At 69.8% G+C, this 16,686-nt stretch carries 15 protein-coding genes and 1 riboswitch; of the genes, 8 read left to right on the forward strand and 7 right to left on the reverse strand.

Features of this window, described 5'->3' with window-relative positions:
• Positions 1-162 precede the first annotated feature (162 nt).
• On the reverse strand, positions 163-1,242 hold the full coding sequence (gene hisC, locus ACH4NX_RS28370; protein ID WP_398129077.1) for a histidinol-phosphate transaminase: 1,080 nt from the start codon (positions 1,240-1,242) through the stop codon (positions 163-165).
• Positions 1,243-1,651: 409 nt separating this feature from the next.
• On the opposite strand from hisC, the gene ACH4NX_RS28375 reads away from it, so the two are divergent.
• The 3 genes from ACH4NX_RS28375 to ACH4NX_RS28385 all read left to right on the forward strand — a co-directional run bounded on the left by ACH4NX_RS28375 (position 1,652) and on the right by ACH4NX_RS28385 (position 5,295).
• Positions 1,652-2,764: a LacI family DNA-binding transcriptional regulator gene (locus ACH4NX_RS28375; RefSeq protein WP_351387703.1), complete on the forward strand. Its 1,113-nt coding sequence runs from the start codon at positions 1,652-1,654 to the stop codon at positions 2,762-2,764.
• Between the two features lie 372 nt (positions 2,765-3,136).
• Positions 3,137-4,243: a Ser/Thr/Tyr protein phosphatase SppA gene (gene sppA / locus ACH4NX_RS28380; protein ID WP_351387700.1), complete on the forward strand. Its 1,107-nt coding sequence runs from the start codon at positions 3,137-3,139 to the stop codon at positions 4,241-4,243.
• Positions 4,244-4,425: 182 nt separating this feature from the next.
• Positions 4,426-5,295: a hypothetical protein gene (locus ACH4NX_RS28385; RefSeq protein WP_351387698.1), complete on the forward strand. Its 870-nt coding sequence runs from the start codon at positions 4,426-4,428 to the stop codon at positions 5,293-5,295.
• Between the two features lie 24 nt (positions 5,296-5,319).
• Here the strand turns inward: ACH4NX_RS28385 and ACH4NX_RS28390 are convergent, their stop codons facing one another.
• A complete protein-coding gene (locus tag ACH4NX_RS28390) occupies positions 5,320-6,804 on the reverse strand; it encodes a VWA domain-containing protein (protein ID WP_351387696.1) in 1,485 nt (494 codons plus the stop codon).
• 642 nt (positions 6,805-7,446) lie between these two features.
• Positions 7,447-9,240 (reverse strand): phosphomethylpyrimidine synthase ThiC, encoded by a 1,794-nt coding sequence (thiC, locus tag ACH4NX_RS28395; protein ID WP_351387693.1) that lies wholly within the window; start codon positions 9,238-9,240, stop codon positions 7,447-7,449.
• A riboswitch (TPP riboswitch) is annotated at positions 9,233-9,422 on the reverse strand. Its footprint overlaps the gene before it by 8 nt.
• Before the next feature lie 71 nt (positions 9,423-9,493).
• Between thiC and ACH4NX_RS28400 the strand changes: the two genes are divergently transcribed.
• Positions 9,494-11,062: a YibE/F family protein gene (locus ACH4NX_RS28400; RefSeq protein WP_398129076.1), complete on the forward strand. Its 1,569-nt coding sequence runs from the start codon at positions 9,494-9,496 to the stop codon at positions 11,060-11,062.
• A gap of 59 nt (positions 11,063-11,121) precedes the next feature.
• Here ACH4NX_RS28400 and ACH4NX_RS28405 read toward each other — a convergent pair whose 3' ends face one another.
• The 4 genes from ACH4NX_RS28405 to ACH4NX_RS28420 form a co-directional block, all read right to left on the reverse strand.
• Positions 11,122-11,559 carry an SsgA family sporulation/cell division regulator gene (locus ACH4NX_RS28405; RefSeq protein WP_351387688.1) on the reverse strand — a complete coding sequence of 146 codons (438 nt, stop codon included), beginning with the start codon at positions 11,557-11,559 and terminating at the stop codon, positions 11,122-11,124.
• A gap of 99 nt (positions 11,560-11,658) precedes the next feature.
• Positions 11,659-12,384 carry an IclR family transcriptional regulator gene (locus ACH4NX_RS28410; protein ID WP_398129129.1) on the reverse strand — a complete coding sequence of 242 codons (726 nt, stop codon included), beginning with the start codon at positions 12,382-12,384 and terminating at the stop codon, positions 11,659-11,661.
• A 319-nt stretch (positions 12,385-12,703) separates the two neighbouring features.
• Positions 12,704-12,916: a DUF5326 family protein gene (locus ACH4NX_RS28415; protein WP_007388908.1), complete on the reverse strand. Its 213-nt coding sequence runs from the start codon at positions 12,914-12,916 to the stop codon at positions 12,704-12,706.
• Between the two features lie 176 nt (positions 12,917-13,092).
• Positions 13,093-13,410, reverse strand: coding sequence for a cupin domain-containing protein (locus ACH4NX_RS28420; protein ID WP_279565173.1), 318 nt, complete (start codon positions 13,408-13,410; stop codon positions 13,093-13,095).
• 59 nt (positions 13,411-13,469) lie between these two features.
• On the opposite strand from ACH4NX_RS28420, the gene ACH4NX_RS28425 reads away from it, so the two are divergent.
• The 4 genes from ACH4NX_RS28425 (at position 13,470) to ACH4NX_RS28440 (ending at position 16,659) form a co-directional block, all read left to right on the forward strand.
• Entirely contained in the window at positions 13,470-13,847 is a 378-nt protein-coding gene (locus ACH4NX_RS28425) for a phage holin family protein (protein ID WP_351387685.1), read from the forward strand.
• A 5-nt stretch (positions 13,848-13,852) separates the two neighbouring features.
• Positions 13,853-14,347: a low molecular weight protein-tyrosine-phosphatase gene (locus ACH4NX_RS28430; protein ID WP_398129075.1), complete on the forward strand. Its 495-nt coding sequence runs from the start codon at positions 13,853-13,855 to the stop codon at positions 14,345-14,347.
• Positions 14,344-15,522 carry a cystathionine gamma-lyase gene (locus ACH4NX_RS28435; protein WP_351387679.1) on the forward strand — a complete coding sequence of 393 codons (1,179 nt, stop codon included), beginning with the start codon at positions 14,344-14,346 and terminating at the stop codon, positions 15,520-15,522. The genes ACH4NX_RS28430 and ACH4NX_RS28435 overlap by 4 nt, the downstream gene beginning before the upstream one ends.
• 231 nt (positions 15,523-15,753) lie before the next feature.
• The gene (locus tag ACH4NX_RS28440; RefSeq protein WP_351387677.1) at positions 15,754-16,659 is read left to right on the forward strand and encodes a LysR family transcriptional regulator; all 906 of its coding nucleotides are present in this window, start codon (positions 15,754-15,756) and stop codon (positions 16,657-16,659) included.
• Positions 16,660-16,686 lie beyond the last annotated feature (27 nt).

Raw genomic sequence — 16,686 nt, forward strand, 5'->3', positions numbered from 1 at the left:
CCCCTACCCCCCCCCCCCCCCGGCCCCCCCCCCCCCCCCCCCCCCGCCCCCCGCCCCCCCCCCCCCCCCCCCCCCCCCCCCCCGGGCCCGTCTCTCCACAGCGACCTGCGCACACAGCGACTCGCGCGTACGGCGAGTGACTGGCGCGTTGCGGCGGCGGACCTACAGCTCCTTGCGGAACTCCTCCGACACCTTCAGGAAGATGTCGTTCGCCTCGTTCTCCCCGACCGTCACCCGCACGCCCTCACCCGGGAACGGCCGGATGACCACGCCGGCCTGCTCGCAGGCGTCAGCAAAGGCGACCGTGCTCTCCCCCAGCCGCAGCCACACGAAGTTGGCCTGGGTCTCCGGCACCGTCCAGCCCTGCGCGCGCAGCGCGTCGACCACGCGCGTGCGCTCACACACCAGCGAACCGACCCGGCCGATCAGCTCGTCCTCGGCCCGCAGCGAGGCGATCGCCGCCTCCTGCGCGATCTGGCTCACTCCGAAGGGCACCGCCGTCTTGCGCAGCGCCGCAGCCACCGGTTCGTGTGCGATGGCGAACCCGACCCGGAGGCCGGCGAGTCCGTACGCCTTGGAGAAGGTGCGCAGGACGCAGACATTGGGCCGCTGACGGTAGATCTCGACGCCGTCCGGCACCTCGGGGTCGCGGATGAACTCCCGGTAGGCCTCGTCGAGGACCACCAGGACGTCGCTCGGCACCCGGTCGAGGAACCGCTCCAGCTCGGCCCGCCGCACCACCGTGCCCGTCGGGTTGTTGGGGTTGCAGACGAAGATCAGCCGGGTCCGGTCGGTGATCGCGGCCGCCATCGCGTCCAAGTCGTGCACGTCACCGGGCGTCAGCGGCACCTTCACCGACGTCGCGCCGCTGACCTGCGTGATGATCGGGTACGCCTCGAAGGAGCGCCAGGCGTAGATCACCTCGTCACCCGGGCCCGAGGTCGCCTGGATGAGCTGCTGGGCGACACCCACAGAGCCGGTTCCGGTGGCCAGGTGGGAGAGGGGCACGACGAACCGGTCCGACAGTTCGCTCATCAGGGACGTACAGGCCATGTCCGGGTACCGGTTGAAGGACGCGGCCGCGGCCGTCACCGTCTCCATCACGCCCGGCAGGGGCGGATAGGGGTTCTCGTTGGAGGACAGCTTGTAGGCCTCCGGGCCGTCGGTCGCGGCGGGCTTTCCCGGCTTGTAGGTGGGAATACCCTCCAGCTCGGCGCGCAGCTTGGGGCTCGTCTCGCTCACCGCAGTCCTCCTCGTGACCAGCACCGGAATCGAATACTTCTTACCCTATGAGGATTCGGCGCCGCTGCGTATAGCTGAGGCCAGACCTGGTCCGTCACACTGCCCTCAGGGGAATCAGGGGCATCAGCACACGAAGGCGCACGATTCGGGGGCGCGCCGCACATATATCTACGCGCCGGTGGCTCGCGCCGTGGCGCGCATCCCCCGTGCAGGTGAGTTGAGACCTCTTCGCAACATCCACCACTTGGCAGGCCCTCACTGTTCGACACGCCAGGTACGGGGGTGCAGGTGCTCAAGTGGCTTAATTCGCAAGGCTATTGCGGCTTTATGATCTTGCAGAAACGTGACTGTCAACGCATGCATATGCGTCCGCCCTACCCCACCCCATGAGCCCTACTATCGGCTCGCCATGACAGCAGCAGGGAAGCACCAGGTGAGCCGCGCGGAAACCTCACGTCGAGGCAGTCGGCCGGGCCGGGCGGGCATCAGGGACGTGGCCGCCGCCGCCGGAGTGTCCATCACTACCGTCTCCGATGCCCTCAACGGCAAGGGCCGACTCCCGGATGCCACCCGGCGCCATGTGCGCGAGGTCGCCGACCGACTGGGCTACCGGCCCTCGGCCGCCGCCCGCACGCTGCGCACCGGCAAGTCCGGACTCATCGGCCTGACCGTCACCACGTACGGGGATGAACCTTTCACCTTCACCGAGTTCGCGTACTTCGCCGAGATGGCGCGCGCCGCCACGTCCGCGGCGCTCGCCCGCGGCTACGCCCTCGTCATCCTCCCGGCGACCTCCCGTCACGACGTGTGGTCCAACGTCGCCCTCGACGGCACGGTCGTCATCGACCCCTCCGACCACGACCCGGTCGTCAGCGAACTGGTCCGCCAGGGTTTACCGGTCGTCTCCGACGGCCGCCCGGCCGGCTCACTCCCCGTCACCGCCTGGGTCGACAACGACCACGAGGCCGCCGTACTCGGCATCCTCGACCACCTGGCCGACGCAGGGGCCCGCAGGATCGGCCTGCTCACCGGAACCACGACCGACACGTACACCCATCTGTCGACCACCGCCTACCTGCACTGGTGCGAGCGCGTCGGCCAGGACCCGGTCTACGAGGCCTACCCGGCCCATGACCCGTGTGCCGGCGCGGTCGCCGCCGACCGGCTGCTCGCCCGCCCCGACCGGCCCGACGCCGTCTACGGCCTCTTCGACCCGAACGGCACCGACCTGCTCGCCGCCGCCCGCCGCTACGGGCTGCGCGTCCCGGAGGACCTGCTGCTGGTCTGCTGCAGCGAATCCACCGTGTACGCCAGCACCGAGCCACCCATCACGACCCTTTCGCTCAAACCACGCCGCATCGGCACGGCGGTGATCCAGGTCCTCATCGACGCCATCGAGGGGCTCGACTCGGACCAACCGGTCGAGCAGGTGATACCGACCGAACTGATCGTGCGTACATCGTCGCAGCGCCGCCCGCCCCGTACGACGGTCAGCCCTCCGCGGTCGCCCGAGGGCACGTAGGGCCGTCCGCGGGCACACGGAAACGCGGGGTCGGCCGGTGGGCACGGGGCTGGAGCGGGGCGGCCCTGCGCGGGAGCGTGGGCGGCCATACGCGGGCACGGCGGGATGTCACGCGCGGGCACGGCGGGATGTCACGCGGCGACGGCGGCGAGGAGGGTGGAGGCGGTGCCCGGCGCGTCCCGGGCATGACGGAACCGCCGTCACGGATGGGCTAAGCCGGGTCCAATCGGGGCGAAAGCCGCGGCGAACCGGAGTCCTGTTCTGATTCACCACCCCTGGGTCATCACACAGCGCGATCCGCATTCCTATGATGGGCCCACACACCGCGGGCCGCTGCGACCAGGCAGTCCGAAGCGGTGCAGATGCGGCGCGATGGTGGAGGGGTCGATGACTCAGGGGGCCGGTCAGGGACCCGAGGTGGAGCGGACGGCGACGGTACGCGACTTCCGGGTGCCCGCGTACGTCCACGAGGCCGCTCCGTACGCCGCCACCGGCACGCGCGCGAGCGAGTCCGCGCCGCCCTCCGAGGAGGGGTACGAGGAAGGCCTTCCGGAGGGGTACACGCCCACTCAGCGGGATCTGCCCGTCATCCGTCGGGGTGACACGGTCCAGGTGACCGTCGACCCCGAACCGGTCCAGGTGCAGCAGCCCGCCAGAGGTCAGGGACCGCTGTTCGTCGTCGGTGACGTGCACGGCTACCTCGACGAGCTGCTGGCCGCCCTTCGGGAGAAGGGCCTCATCGACGCCGCCGGGCAGTGGTGCGCGGGCACCTCCCGCCTGTGGTTCCTCGGTGACTTCACGGACCGCGGTCCGGACGGCATCGGCGTCATCGACCTCGTGATGCGGCTGTCCGCCGAGGCCGCGGCGGCCGGCGGCTACTGTAAGGCGCTGATGGGCAACCACGAGCTGTTGCTGCTCGGCGCCAGGCGATTCGGCGACACGCCCGTCAACTCCGGCGCGGGCACCGCCACCTTCCAGGCGGCCTGGCTGCTGAACGGCGGCCAGAAGACCGACATGGACCGACTCCAGGACCACCACCTGCAGTGGATGGCCCGCCTCGACGCCATGGAAGAGGTCGACGACCACCTCCTGGTCCACTCGGACGCCACCACCTACCTCGACTACGGCCGCTCCATCGAGGAGGTCAACGACACCGTCCGAGAGGCGCTCACGCGCAACGACGCGGAAGAGGTGTGGGACCTGTTCCGCAAGTTCACCAAGCGCTTCTCCTTCCGGGACGAGGGCGGCGCCGACGCCGTGCGCTCCCTGCTGGACACGTACGGCGGCACCCGGATCGTGCACGGCCACAGCCCCATCCCCTACCTGCTGGGCGAGGTCGGCTCCGAGGACGGCGAGGACGACACGCGTACCGCGGTGGAGGGACCTCACGTCTACGCGGACGGACTGGCCATCGCGATGGACGGCGGCGTGACCATGGCCGGAAAGCTGCTGGTCCAGCAACTGCCGCTCGACGTCTGACGGTTCACCGGACCGGTCTCAGCGCGGTCGCGTCCATACAGGTCGGCACCCAATTTCTGGAAACCCCCTGTCACCGCCCACCGTCACCGCTCTACCATCGGCTTATCCGTAGCAGGCTCCCCTCCGTTTCTGCCCGACGGCTCGTTGGCATGCGAGCCCCAAGCCCTACGGAGCATCGGGGGATGCACATGAACAGCGTTCCGCAGTACCTGTCGAACGAGGACCGCAAAGAGTACGAGCGGGTCCTCGACGAGGCACTGCGCTCCGCACCACACCGCCCGGAACTGGCCGCTGTCGGACAGCGGCTCAACCCCGAACAACTGCGCACCATGGCACTCAACGCCACCGCCCTCATCACGGCGGCGGCCACGACCGAGTACCAGCACTACGTGAAGGTCCGCGAGGAACTGCGCCATCCGGCGCCGTCCGCCCCGTCGTCGTCCACACGCGAGTCCGGCTCCGACGAGCCGGGCACGGGCGGGGTGGGGCTCGCAGCCACCATGGGCGAGGTCGCCGAGGCGACCGGCGCGGGTGCCGTCGCCGTCGTCGCCGTCCTGGCACCCGTCCTGGCCGGCACGGCCGCGGCGATCTTCCTGCTGGTCGGGTACATCCTGAAGATGCTCGATCCGGGGCAAACCTTCGCCCAGACCATGCTCACCACCGGATGGGTGTTCGGCGCCGTGACCGCGGTGGCGATCCTCGTCGCCGCTGTGGGCCTGCTGCTCACCGCGCTGCGCAACCGACCCACTGCCGAGCCCCACTTCTACGACGAACACGACGAGGAAGTGGTCCGGGCCAGGGACGCCTGGCACGACGCCCTGCTGGAACGCGGCATCCTGCCGTTCCTGCGGGAGGCACTGGCCGACCCGAGCACGACGGCACTGCACCGTACGGGCCTGGCGAGGCCGGCCAGCCGCATGCCGCACCTCGGCTACGGCCGTCCCGGCTTCACGAGCCCCGACGGCGGCCCCGAGGCCGGCCCGCGTCCGCGCTACTCGAGTCCGGACTACAGCAGCCCGGACTTCGGTGGCCCGGAACACCAGCCCGAGTAGCCACCGGCCCGGGCGGGCAACGGATCAGAGGATGCCCGCCCGGCCGGCGGCAGTGATCCAGGACGGGAACTCGGACAGCAGTCGGTCGTACAGCTCCGGATCCGGGACGGTGCTGATGTCGTCCACGGCGAAGAAGCCGACGTTGTCGACACGGCGGCCCGGCAGGGTGTCGAACCGTTCGAGCACCCCGTAGTTGGACCGCCCCAGCCCCACGAACTGCCAGAAGACGGGCTCCTCCACCGCCTCCCGCAGCTCCCGCTCGATCTCGGCGTTGCGATAGACACCGCCGTCGGAGAAGAACAGCACCAGGGTCGGAACCGACGCCGGGTTGTCCCGGACGTAGGCCCGGACCTCGGCGATCACCTTCTGCTCCTCGTTCTGGATGCCGACCGCCCGCATGTCGACCTGCTCGGGGTGCAGGCCCTTCTTCCGGCCGCGGCGGAACAGGCTGATCTCCCCCACGCGTACATGCAGCCGAAGCCAGTCGGGGAGGTCACCCAGGCGCAGGTCGGGCAGCCGGGCGGGGTTCGAGGCGAAGGTCCATGCCTGCATCTCACCGTCGTCGTCCAGCTGCGCGGCGACGGCGGCCATCCGCTCCACGACGTCCGTGACCACGCCCTTGGAGTAGAGGAAGGACATGGACCCGGAGGCGTCGAGGACCAGGATGACGCGTGCGGTGGCCCCGGCCGCCCCGTGCTTGGTCAGGCTGACAGCGACCTGTTCCTTGCGCAGGGACAGTCGCTTGCGCATGTCGACGGGAAGCTGTTCCTCACCCTTGGTGAGGCGGGGGCCGGAGCCGGTGGTGGCCTGCGGCGAGGCCGTCGCCGTGGGCGGAGCGGAGGGGGCCGTCGGTGCGGGCGGTGCCGGGGACGCCGGTGATGCCGGGGGCGCCGGTGATGCCGGGGGCGCGAGCGGCGGGGGAGCCGCTGCCGTCGACGGGGCGGCGGGCGCGGCATCCGGGGGAGTGTCGTCCACACTGATGCCGAAGTCGGTGGCCAGCCCCGCGAGGCCGGAGGCGTATCCCTGCCCGACCGCGCGGAACTTCCACTTGCCCTGGCGCCGGTACAACTCGCCGCCGACCATCGCGGTCTCCGTGCCGGCCGTGATGTCGAACCGGGCCAGTTCGGTGCGGGTCCCGGCATCCAGCAGGCGCAGTGACAGCCCCGGGACCCGACCGAACGTCCCGCCGTCCGCCGAGGCGCACAGGGCGATGCGGTCGACGGCCGGTTCCACCGAGCGCAGGTCCACCTCGACGGCATCGGTCGTGACACCCGCGCCGGAGCCGTGGCCGTCCTGCTTGCCCAGATACACCACCGCGTCGGACGCGTGGCGAGGCTGGTTGTAGAAGACGAAGTCGCCGTCGTCCCGCACCCGTCCGGCCGAGGTGAGCAGCAGCGCTGAGGCATCGACCTCCGGCACCCCCGGACCGGCGGACCAGACGAGTTCGACACGCACCGCGGGGGAGTCGACGGCGAGGTTGGCGCCCTTGCTCAGGGAGGTGGCTGTCATGCGCCCAGTCTGCCCAGCCGAACCCCTCGGTGGGGAGGGGCAGGCCCCGGCGGCCGCTCCTGTCCACCCACCCATCTGCCTCATCCGGCCTCATCCGGTCTCGGCTGCCTCAGCGTTACCTGTCCGCATCTGCTTCACGTCCCTCATCAGGCGCGTCCGGCTCGGGCGCCTCACCGGTGCGTCGGCTCCCCGGGGACTGCTCGTCATCGGCTGTGGCGTGGGTCGGACGCAGCAGCTCCTCACCCGTCGCGGACAGCTCGACCAGCAGCGGACGCTGAGACCGGCCCGCTTCCGTCAGGCCGTACCGCGTCCGCACGGGGAAGTCGCGCCGCCGTTCGACCTCCCCCGGGCCCCGCTCTTGAAGGACTCGCAGCTCCGTGAGCCCCCGGGGCTCCTCTTTCAGTTCACGCAGCGGCGAGGTGGTACAGCGACCAGAGGACGGCCGCGAGAGCGACTTCGACCGGACAACCGCCCTCGGGCCGGACGTGGCTCGCCGGTGCCGTACGGATACGGGCGCTACGTGATCGACAACCCGTTCGGGATGGCCAGGCCTCCCGGACAGGCATCGGCCCCCGGCTCACACTGAGCGCCCTCGCCGCACGCGTACGGGGCGGCTCAGTGTGAGATCGCAGCGGGGGACGCTCAGTCGGCCAGCGGCAAGTACACCCTGTTCCCGCTCGCCGCGAACTCCTTCGACTTCTGGGCCATGCCCTCCTCGATCTCGGCCTTGCTGCCTCCGTGCTCGCGTCGGATGTCCTGGGAGATCTTCATCGAGCAGAATTTCGGCCCGCACATGGAGCAGAAGTGGGCCGTCTTGGCGGGCTCGGCCGGCAGCGTCTCGTCGTGGAACTCCCGCGCCGTGTCCGGGTCGAGAGCCAGGTTGAACTGGTCCTCCCACCGGAACTCGAAGCGGGCGTCCGACAGCGCGTCGTCCCATTCCTGCGCGCCTGGGTGCCCCTTGGCGAGGTCGGCGGCATGGGCGGCGATCTTGTAGGTGATGACGCCGGTCTTGACGTCGTCACGGTTGGGCAGGCCCAGGTGTTCCTTGGGCGTGACGTAGCAGAGCATGGCCGTGCCCCACCAGGCGATCATCGCGGCACCGATGCCGGAGGTGATGTGGTCGTACGCCGGAGCGACGTCCGTCGTCAGGGGGCCGAGCGTATAGAACGGAGCTTCATCGCAGATCTCCTGCTGAAGGTCGATGTTCTCCTTGATCTTGTGCATCGGGACGTGGCCCGGGCCTTCGATCATGGTCTGTACGTTCAAACGCTTGGCGATTCGGTTGAGTTCCCCGAGCGTGCGCAACTCCGCGAACTGCGCCTCGTCGTTGGCGTCCGCGATCGAGCCCGGCCGCAGGCCGTCGCCGAGTGAGTACGTGACGTCGTAGGCGGCGAGGATCTCGCAGAGTTCCTCGAAGTTTTCGTAGAGGAACGACTCCCTGTGGTGCGCCAGGCACCATGCCGCCATGATCGAGCCGCCGCGCGAGACGATGCCGGTCTTGCGGTTCGCGGTGAGCGGCACGTACGCCAGGCGCACTCCGGCGTGGACCGTCATGTAGTCCACGCCTTGCTCGGCCTGCTCGATGACCGTGTCCTTGTAGATCTCCCAGGTCAGCTCCTCGGCCCGGCCGTCGACCTTCTCCAGGGCCTGGTAGAGCGGCACTGTCCCGATGGGGACGGGGGAGTTGCGCAGCACCCACTCGCGCGTGGTGTGGATGTTGCGGCCGGTGGAGAGGTCCATGACCGTGTCGGCGCCCCATCGGGTCGCCCAGGTCATCTTGTCGACCTCCTCCTCGATGGAGGACGTCACCGCCGAGTTGCCGATGTTGGCGTTGACCTTCACCAGGAACCTCTTGCCGATGATCATCGGCTCGATCTCCGGGTGGTTGACGTTGGCGGGGAGTACGGCCCGGCCGGCTGCGATCTCCTCACGGACCACTTCCGGCGAGACGCTCTCCCGCACGGCCACGTACTCCATCTCGGGCGTGATCTCGCCCCTGCGCGCGTACGCGAGCTGTGTGACCGCGCTGCCGTCCCTCCCCCGGCGCGGCTGACGCGGCCGTCCGGGGAAGACGGCGTCCAGGTTGCGCAGACCACCGCGCGGCGAGGTGTGCTTGATTCCGTCGTCCTCGGGACGAACGGGACGGCCCGCGTACTCCTCGGTGTCGCCGCGGGCGATGATCCAGTTCTCCCGCAGCGGAGACAGCCCCCTGCGGACATCGGTGTCGACGAGCGGATCGGTGTACGGGCCCGAAGTGTCGTACAGCGTGACCGACTGCCCGTTGGTGAGGTGCACCTGACGAACCGGCACGCGCAGGTCGGGGCGCGAGCCCCCGAGGTACGCCTTGTGCCAGCCGATGGACTTCCCGACCTCCGTGGGCTCCTCCTGGGCGGAGTTCTGCGTGGAGGCAGGCGTGCGTGCGTCCTTGATGGTCATGAGACCTACTCCCTACGCCGGCATTACCCGGTAACAGGTTCGGCGGTCGACGCAGCGGCTTCCGTCTGTCGACGCTTCGTGGGGAACGTCACTCGGATTCGGTGACGTTCCCCGTGAAACATCGCTGGGACGGAGGTCAGCGCCCTCTCAGCCCGGTGCTCCGAGCTCCCGCGTGTACAAAGGTGACTCCACGCTAGCGTCAATTCGGGCGCGGTGAACAGAGGGCCCCCCACGTTCTTGCGATGATCGGCCGGTGACCACACCGCAGCATCCCCCGTTTCCGCCGCACGAGCCCCGCCCCGGACCGAGCGCCGAGGACCACAGTCGCCATGAAGCCGGGCACGCCCCCGTCGGCTCTCACGGCACGGGTGGTGGCAGACCTGACGTGAGCGACAGGCACGGTGCCGGAGACGGCGGTGGGCACGGTGCGGGTGGTGGGCACGGTGCCGGAGACGGCGGTTCCGGGGGACACGGGGGCGGGGGCGGGGGCGGGCACGGGCATGCGCACGCCCACGGGCACGGACCGGCGGCGCCCGTCTCCCGGCACCTGAGGAAGGTCATCGCCGCGGTCCTCATCCCGTTCGCCGCGGCGGTGCTGATCGGGCTCGCGGTGCTGTGGCCGGGCGGTGCCCCGCCGCACGAACGCACCGGGGTGGGATTCGACCGGCAGACGGAGAAGGGCACCGTCACCAAGGTGGTCGAGCTGAGCTGCCAGTCCGTCAACGCCTCGGGCGTCCCCCCCACCGGCGACACCTCCACCGCCGAGGGCTCCTCCGCGGTGCAACAGGCGAACGGCGACTGCAAGCGGGCGACGATCCGCGTCGACAGCGGCGACGACAAGGGCCGCACGTTCACCGAGATCGTGCAGCCGGACCAGTCACGGCAGTTGCGGCAGGGACAGAAGGTCGTGGTCGCCTACGAGCCCTCCGCGCCGGAGGACCTGCAGTACTCGGTGACCGACATCAACCGTCGGCTCCCGATGGCCCTGCTCGCCGGCATCTTCGCACTCGCCGTCGTGGTCGTCGGACGGCTGCGGGGCCTCATGGCCCTGGTCTCGCTGGCCATGAGCTTCCTGCTGCTGAACTTCTTCATCCTGCCCGCGATTCTGCAGGGATCGAACCCGCTGGCCGTGGCGGTGGTCGGGTCCAGCGCCATCATGCTGATCGCGCTGTATCTGTGCCACGGCCTGTCCGCACGCACTTCCGTGGCGGTACTCGGCACCCTGATCTCGTTGTTGCTGATCGGTGTTCTCGGGTCGTTGTTCATCGGCTGGGCCGCGCTGACCGGGAACACGGACGACAACACCGGTCTCATCCACGGCCTGTATCCGACGATCGACATGAGCGGCCTGCTGCTCGCCGGTGTCATCATCGGCTCGCTCGGTGTCCTCGACGACGTGACGGTCACCCAGACCTCGGCGGTCTGGGAACTGCACGAGGCCAACCCGATGATGGGCCGACGCGCGCTGTACCGCGCGGGCATCCGTATCGGACGAGACCACATCGCCTCGGTCGTCAACACGCTCGTCCTCGCCTACGCGGGTGCCGCGCTGCCGCTGCTGCTGCTGTTCTCGATCGCGCAGAGCGGTGTGGGGACGGTCGCCAACAGCGAGTTGGTCGCGGAGGAGATCGTTCGCACGCTGGTCGGCTCGATCGGCCTGGTGGCGTCCGTTCCGGTCACCACGGCCCTCGCGGCCCTCGTCGTGTCGGCCGATCGGCCGGGCAGTCGACCGGCCGACCGGCCGGCGGCACAGGCCTCCGGGGCGACGCCGGGTACGGGTGCGGCTCCCGTGCGCGGACGGGGCCGCCGTCGTAAGCGCTGACTCCTCGACGGCTGCCCTGGCGAAGCGTTACGCCAACGCTGTGGAGCTGCCGTAACGGTTCAGCCCGCGCTCTGCTCCTCCGCCAGGATGCGGTCCAGGGCCTCGTCGAGGTGGGCGTCGAAGTCGGCGAGCGCGCCCTCCTGCCCCAGTGGCACCAGCTTGTCGGTCCGGTCGAGGAACGCCACCAGAGGGGCCGCGGACGAACGGAACAACGCCTGGTCGATGCCGACCTGGAGCCGGATCAGCACCTCGGCCAGCGGCTCGGGATCGACCGGGGCGATACGCACGTCACCGTCGCCACACGGCCGTCCCACCCCGTCGACCAGCAACTCCCGGCCGAACGCCCAGGTCACCGGCGCGTCCCCGGGCAGATGGAAGGTCAGTCGCACGGCATAGGGATCACAGGTCTCGTAGCGCAGCTCCACGGGAATACGGAAAGAGAGCTCCTCGGACACGAGAAAGCTCATCATGACCTCTGCCTGTACGGACTCGCCCATCGCCTACCCCGTCATTCGCCGTCGACTGTCCGGGAATCAAACCTCTAACACTGATGGCATCTTGCTTAACGTACACACCAGATCACAAGGAGTGAGTTTTCAGATACTGATAGAGATCGCGAGTGACCCCAGAAGCCGTCCCACCTCGTACTGCAACCGGTCCGCCGCGGGCAGCAGCCGACCGGCCTGTTGGAGGGGCAGGGAAATGGCCATCGTCGCCGCCGTGGTGCCGACGGTGATCGGAATCGCCGCGCAGACCGTCCCCAGGGCGTACTCCTGGCGTTCGGTCACCGGCGTCATCCGCCGCATGCGTTCCAGTCGCTTCAGCAGACTGTGGCCGTCACGCACCGTGTACGGCGTGACCGGCTGCACCGGGTATCGGTCCAGGTGGTCGCGGCGGGCATCCTCGTCCAACTGGGACAGCAGGCACTGTCCGATGGCGTGCGCGTGCCCGGTCTCGCGGAAGTCCGCCCATTCCTCGACCGCCGGATTGCCCGGTGTGTCGGAGACGCACCTGATCTCGATCTCGCCGTCACGGTACATCGCGTAGTAGACGGGAACGCCGATCGTGTCGCGCATGTGTGCCAGCGCGTCGACCACCGTGCTGCGACGTTTCTGCTCGGCTCCGCTGCTGCTCAGCCGCTCGGCGGCCTCGCCGAGGAAGAACAGACCCTTCTCACGGCGCAGATATCCCTCGTGCACCAGGGTGCGCAGCAGGTGGTACGCCGTGGGCAGCGCCAGTCGCGCCTCACGGGCCAGTTGCTTGGCCGGGGCTCCGTACTCGTGCTCGGCGACGCACTCCAGAAGGCGCATCGCCCGCTGCACGGAGCCGATGAGGGTCACGGCCGGAGGGTCCGCGGAGGGAGTCCCGGCGGGTGTCCCAGGCGTCGAGTGGGGCTGCACGGGCAGTGCGTGCAGTGGAACGAATGCGGTGTCAGCCGTGGCCAAGGGGCACTCCCGGAACGCGAGGGGGCAGCCCGTGCGGGGAACACGGGTGGGGGTGTACACCACTCGCGGGGTCGCCCCCGCGTGGAGTCACCGGACTCTAATCGCCGGTCACCGCTCGCCGACGGCCCGTCCGGGAAACTTCCCTCGCGCGAGGGAACCGGCGATTCCTGTTACCGCCACCGGTTCCCCACGGCTCTCACCAGTCGCTGCGCGACGAAGAACTCGACATGAACTTGCGTACGACGTAGATCAGTCCGCCGACGAGTGCCACGAAGACCAGCAGCTTGAACAGCAGTCCGATCACGAAGCCGACCACACTGGCGATCAGCCCGCCGAACACGACCAGGGCGATGACCGGCACCGCGATCCACTTCACCCACCACGGCAGTCCCGTGAAGATCTCTCGCATCGCCCTCGTCCTTACCTCTCCGCCCGTTCGAGTGCCGGTTCCTCGGATGGCCCGGTATCCCGCTGGGAATCTTCTGTTGTCCTGCACTCGATGCTAGAGCCGCGAGGGCCCCGGCAGGGCCCTCGCATCCCTTGTCTCCCCCTGACCGATCCCCTAGGGAACCCCGGGGTCGCGGCTCAGCTCTCGGGCGGAGAGAACACCACCAGAACCCGCAGGTCCTCGCTGATGTGATGGAACTTGTGCGCGACCCCGGCCGGCACGTACACCACACTGCCGCGGGCGACCTGGGTCGTCTCCATGCCCACGGTGATCGCGGCCCGCCCGCTCACCACGAAGTACACCTCGTCCTGCCCGTGCGGCTGCTGGGGGTCGGCCGTACCCGCGTCGAGGGCGTACAGACCGACCGACATGTTCCGTTCGCGCAGGAACTGCAGGTAGGCACCGTCGTTGGCGGCACGCTCCGCCTCCAGTTCGTCCAGCCGGAATGCCTTCATCGCCTCGTCCGCCCCTGCCTCACCGTTCGTTTCCGATCGCGTCTGCCACGATCAGACACATGAAGAATTTCCTAGTCAAGACGATCGCCAACGCCGGCGCCCTCGCGGTCGCCGTGTGGCTGCTCGACAAGATCACCCTGACCGGGGGCGGCACCGGCGAGAAGACCGCCACCCTCATCGTCGTCGCCCTGGTGTTCGGCCTGGTGAACATGCTGGTCAAGCCGATCGTGCAGCTACTGACCTTCCCACTGTTCATCCTGACCCTCGGCCTGTTCACGCTGGTGGTCAACGCGCTGATGCTGTTGCTCACGTCATGGCTGGCCGACAAGCTCGACCTGAGCTTCCACGTCGACGGGTTCTGGACCGCCGTCCTGGGCGGCCTGATCATCTCGATCGTCTCCTGGGCACTCAACGCGTTCCTGCCCGACAAGGACTGATCCCGATGACCTACCGCGTCTGCTTCGTGTGCACGGGCAACATCTGCCGCTCTCCGATGGCCGAGGCCGTCTTCCACGCGCGCGTGGCGGACGCCGGGCTGGGCGGCCTGGTCGAGGCCGACAGCGCCGGCACCGACGGCTGGCACGAGGGCGAGGGCGCCGATCCCCGCACCGTGGCCGTCCTGGAGGAGAACGGCTACGGCGTCGCCCACACGGCCCGCCGGTTCCGGCCGTCCTGGTTCTCCCGCCTCGACCTCGTCATCGCCCTCGACACCGGCCACCTGCGGGCCCTGCGTCGCCTCGCGCCCACGGAGCAGGACTCGGCAAAAGTGCGGCTGCTGCGGTCCTACGACCCGGCCGCCGACCGTGGCGACCTGGACGTGCCCGACCCCTATTACGGGGGAGTCGACGGCTTCGGGGAATGCCTTGAGATGGTGGAGACGGCGAGCACCGGACTGCTCGCCGCGGTACGCGAGCAAGTGGAAGGACGGGCGGCATGAGCCACTCCGCTACGAACGACGAGGCCGGTACGGGCGCGGAGGGGGTCCCTGCCGACACCGGTGACGGCACACGCGCGGTACGGGCCGGACTGCCCGAGCCCGTCAAGCACGAACCGACGCTGCCCGGTCCCGTCTTCGCCGCCCACTTCCATCTGCCGGGCGAGCCGACCGGTCCGTACACCTACGGCCGCGACGAGAATCCGACCTGGACACTCCTCGAGCGCGCCATCGGTGAACTGGAGGCGCCCGGGCAGGACGACGTCGAGACACTCGTGTTCGCCTCCGGCATGGCAGCGATCTCCTCGGTGCTCTTCTCACAGTTGCGTGCCGGTGACGCGGCCGTCCTGCCCGACGACGGCTACCAGGCGCTGCCGCTGGTCCGGGCCCAGCTGGAGGCGTACGGCATCGAGGTACGCACCGCGCCGACCGGCGGGGACGCCCAGCTCGACGTGCTGGACGGAGCGAAGCTGCTGTGGATCGAGACGCCGTCGAACCCCGGGCTCGACGTGTGCGACGTCCGGCGGCTCGTGGAGGCGGCCCACGCGCGTGGCGCCCTGGTCGCCGTCGACAACACGCTCGCCACGCCTCTCGGACAGCGACCGCTGGAGCTCGGTGCTGACTTCTCGGTAGCCAGCGGGACCAAGCAGCTCACCGGCCACGGCGACGTCCTGCTGGGCTACGTGGCCGGCCGCGACGCCGGGGCAATGGCCGCCGTACGACGCTGGCGCAAGATCGTCGGTGCGATCCCCGGGCCCATGGAGGCCTGGCTCGCACACCGTTCGATCGCCACCCTCCAGCTGCGTGTGGACCGGCAGAACGCCACCGCGCTCAAGGTGGCCGAAACCCTCCGCACGCGGCCCGAGATCACCGGTCTGCGGTACCCGGGGCTGTCCGACGACCCCTCGCACACGATCGCCTCGCGGCAGATGCTGCGCTACGGGTGCGTCGTCTCCTTCACGCTGCCCACGCGCACGCGTGCCGATCGTTTTCTCGAAGCGCTGCGGCTCGTGGACGACGCGACCAGCTTCGGCGGGGTGCGGTCCACGGCCGAGCGGCGCGGACGCTGGGGCGGCGACGCGGTGCCGGAGGGCTTCGTCCGGCTCTCGGTCGGCGCGGAGGACCCGGGGGACCTGGTCGCTGACCTGCTGCGCGCACTGGAGGAATCGGCGGACTGACCGCCGTCGCACAGCCGCCGCGCCGTGTCCGGCCGCATACGACGGGCGGTCCGAGCCTCCCCCCTCGTGGCTCGGACCGCCCTCCGGTTCCGCGCGCGAAGAACCGCGCGATTAAGGCTAGTTGACTCGGTGTCAGTGTCCAATCACAGTAGCGACAGCGACCTATCGACATATTTATAGTTGGGCGCGGCCGGGGGGCTGGAGGGAAACAGAAGAGGGAGAGGGTTTCTCGTGGACCTGGCCTTGCTGCGCACTTTCGTGACCGTGCACCGGGCCGGTTCCTTCACCCGCGCGGCGGCCCTGCTCGGCCTCTCCCAGCCGGCCGTCACCTCGCAGATCCGCACCCTGGAACGGCAGCTCGGACGCCCCCTGTTTCTGCGGCAGGCCCGCGGCGTCACCCCGACGACCATCGGCGACGAACTCGCCCACAAGGCCGCCCCGCACCTCGACGCCCTGGTGGAGATCGCCGAAACCGGGGTGGACGACGACTCCCTGCTGAGGACCCTGCATCTGGCCGGTCCTCCCGAGTTCACCGCCGAGCGGGCACTTCCCGTACTCACGGAGCTCACCGGCGAGGACGGGCAGGGTTTCGCCCTGCGCGCTTCGTTCGGCAACGCCGAGGAGACTCTCGAGGGACTGGCCGCCGGACATCACGATCTGGCCATCGGCACGGCCCGGCCGCGCGGCGCGCTGCTCACGGCGACTCCGCTCTGCGACGAGGAGCACGTCCTGGTCGCCGCGCCACGCTGGGCGGAGCCCATCGGCGCCGAAAAGGTCCGCCTGGCCCCCGCGCCCGCTCTGGAACACATTCCCGTGGTCGAGGTGCACGAGTCGCTGCCCTTTGTCGCCCGCTACTGGGCGTCCGTCTTCGACACCCGCCCGGCCGCCCCTGGCACGGTCATCGCCCCCGATCTGCGTGCGGTGCTCGCCTGTACGGTCGCGGGGGCCGGGCTCGCCGTACTGCCCCGCTATCTGTGCGCCGATGCACTGGAGCGCGGCGCCGTCGTCGCCCTGCACGAGCCTGCGGTGCCGCCGCTGCGGACCTACTTCCTGGTAGTGCGGACCGGCACGTTGGCGATGCCGCACATTGCCCGCGCCCATGAGGGGCTGCTGCGCGCGGCCGCCGACTGGAACTGAGCCGGCGGGCTCGCACGGTGAGCACCT

Source organism: Streptomyces sp. NPDC017225, assembly GCF_044331465.1.
Taxonomy (GTDB): domain Bacteria; phylum Actinomycetota; class Actinomycetes; order Streptomycetales; family Streptomycetaceae; genus Streptomyces.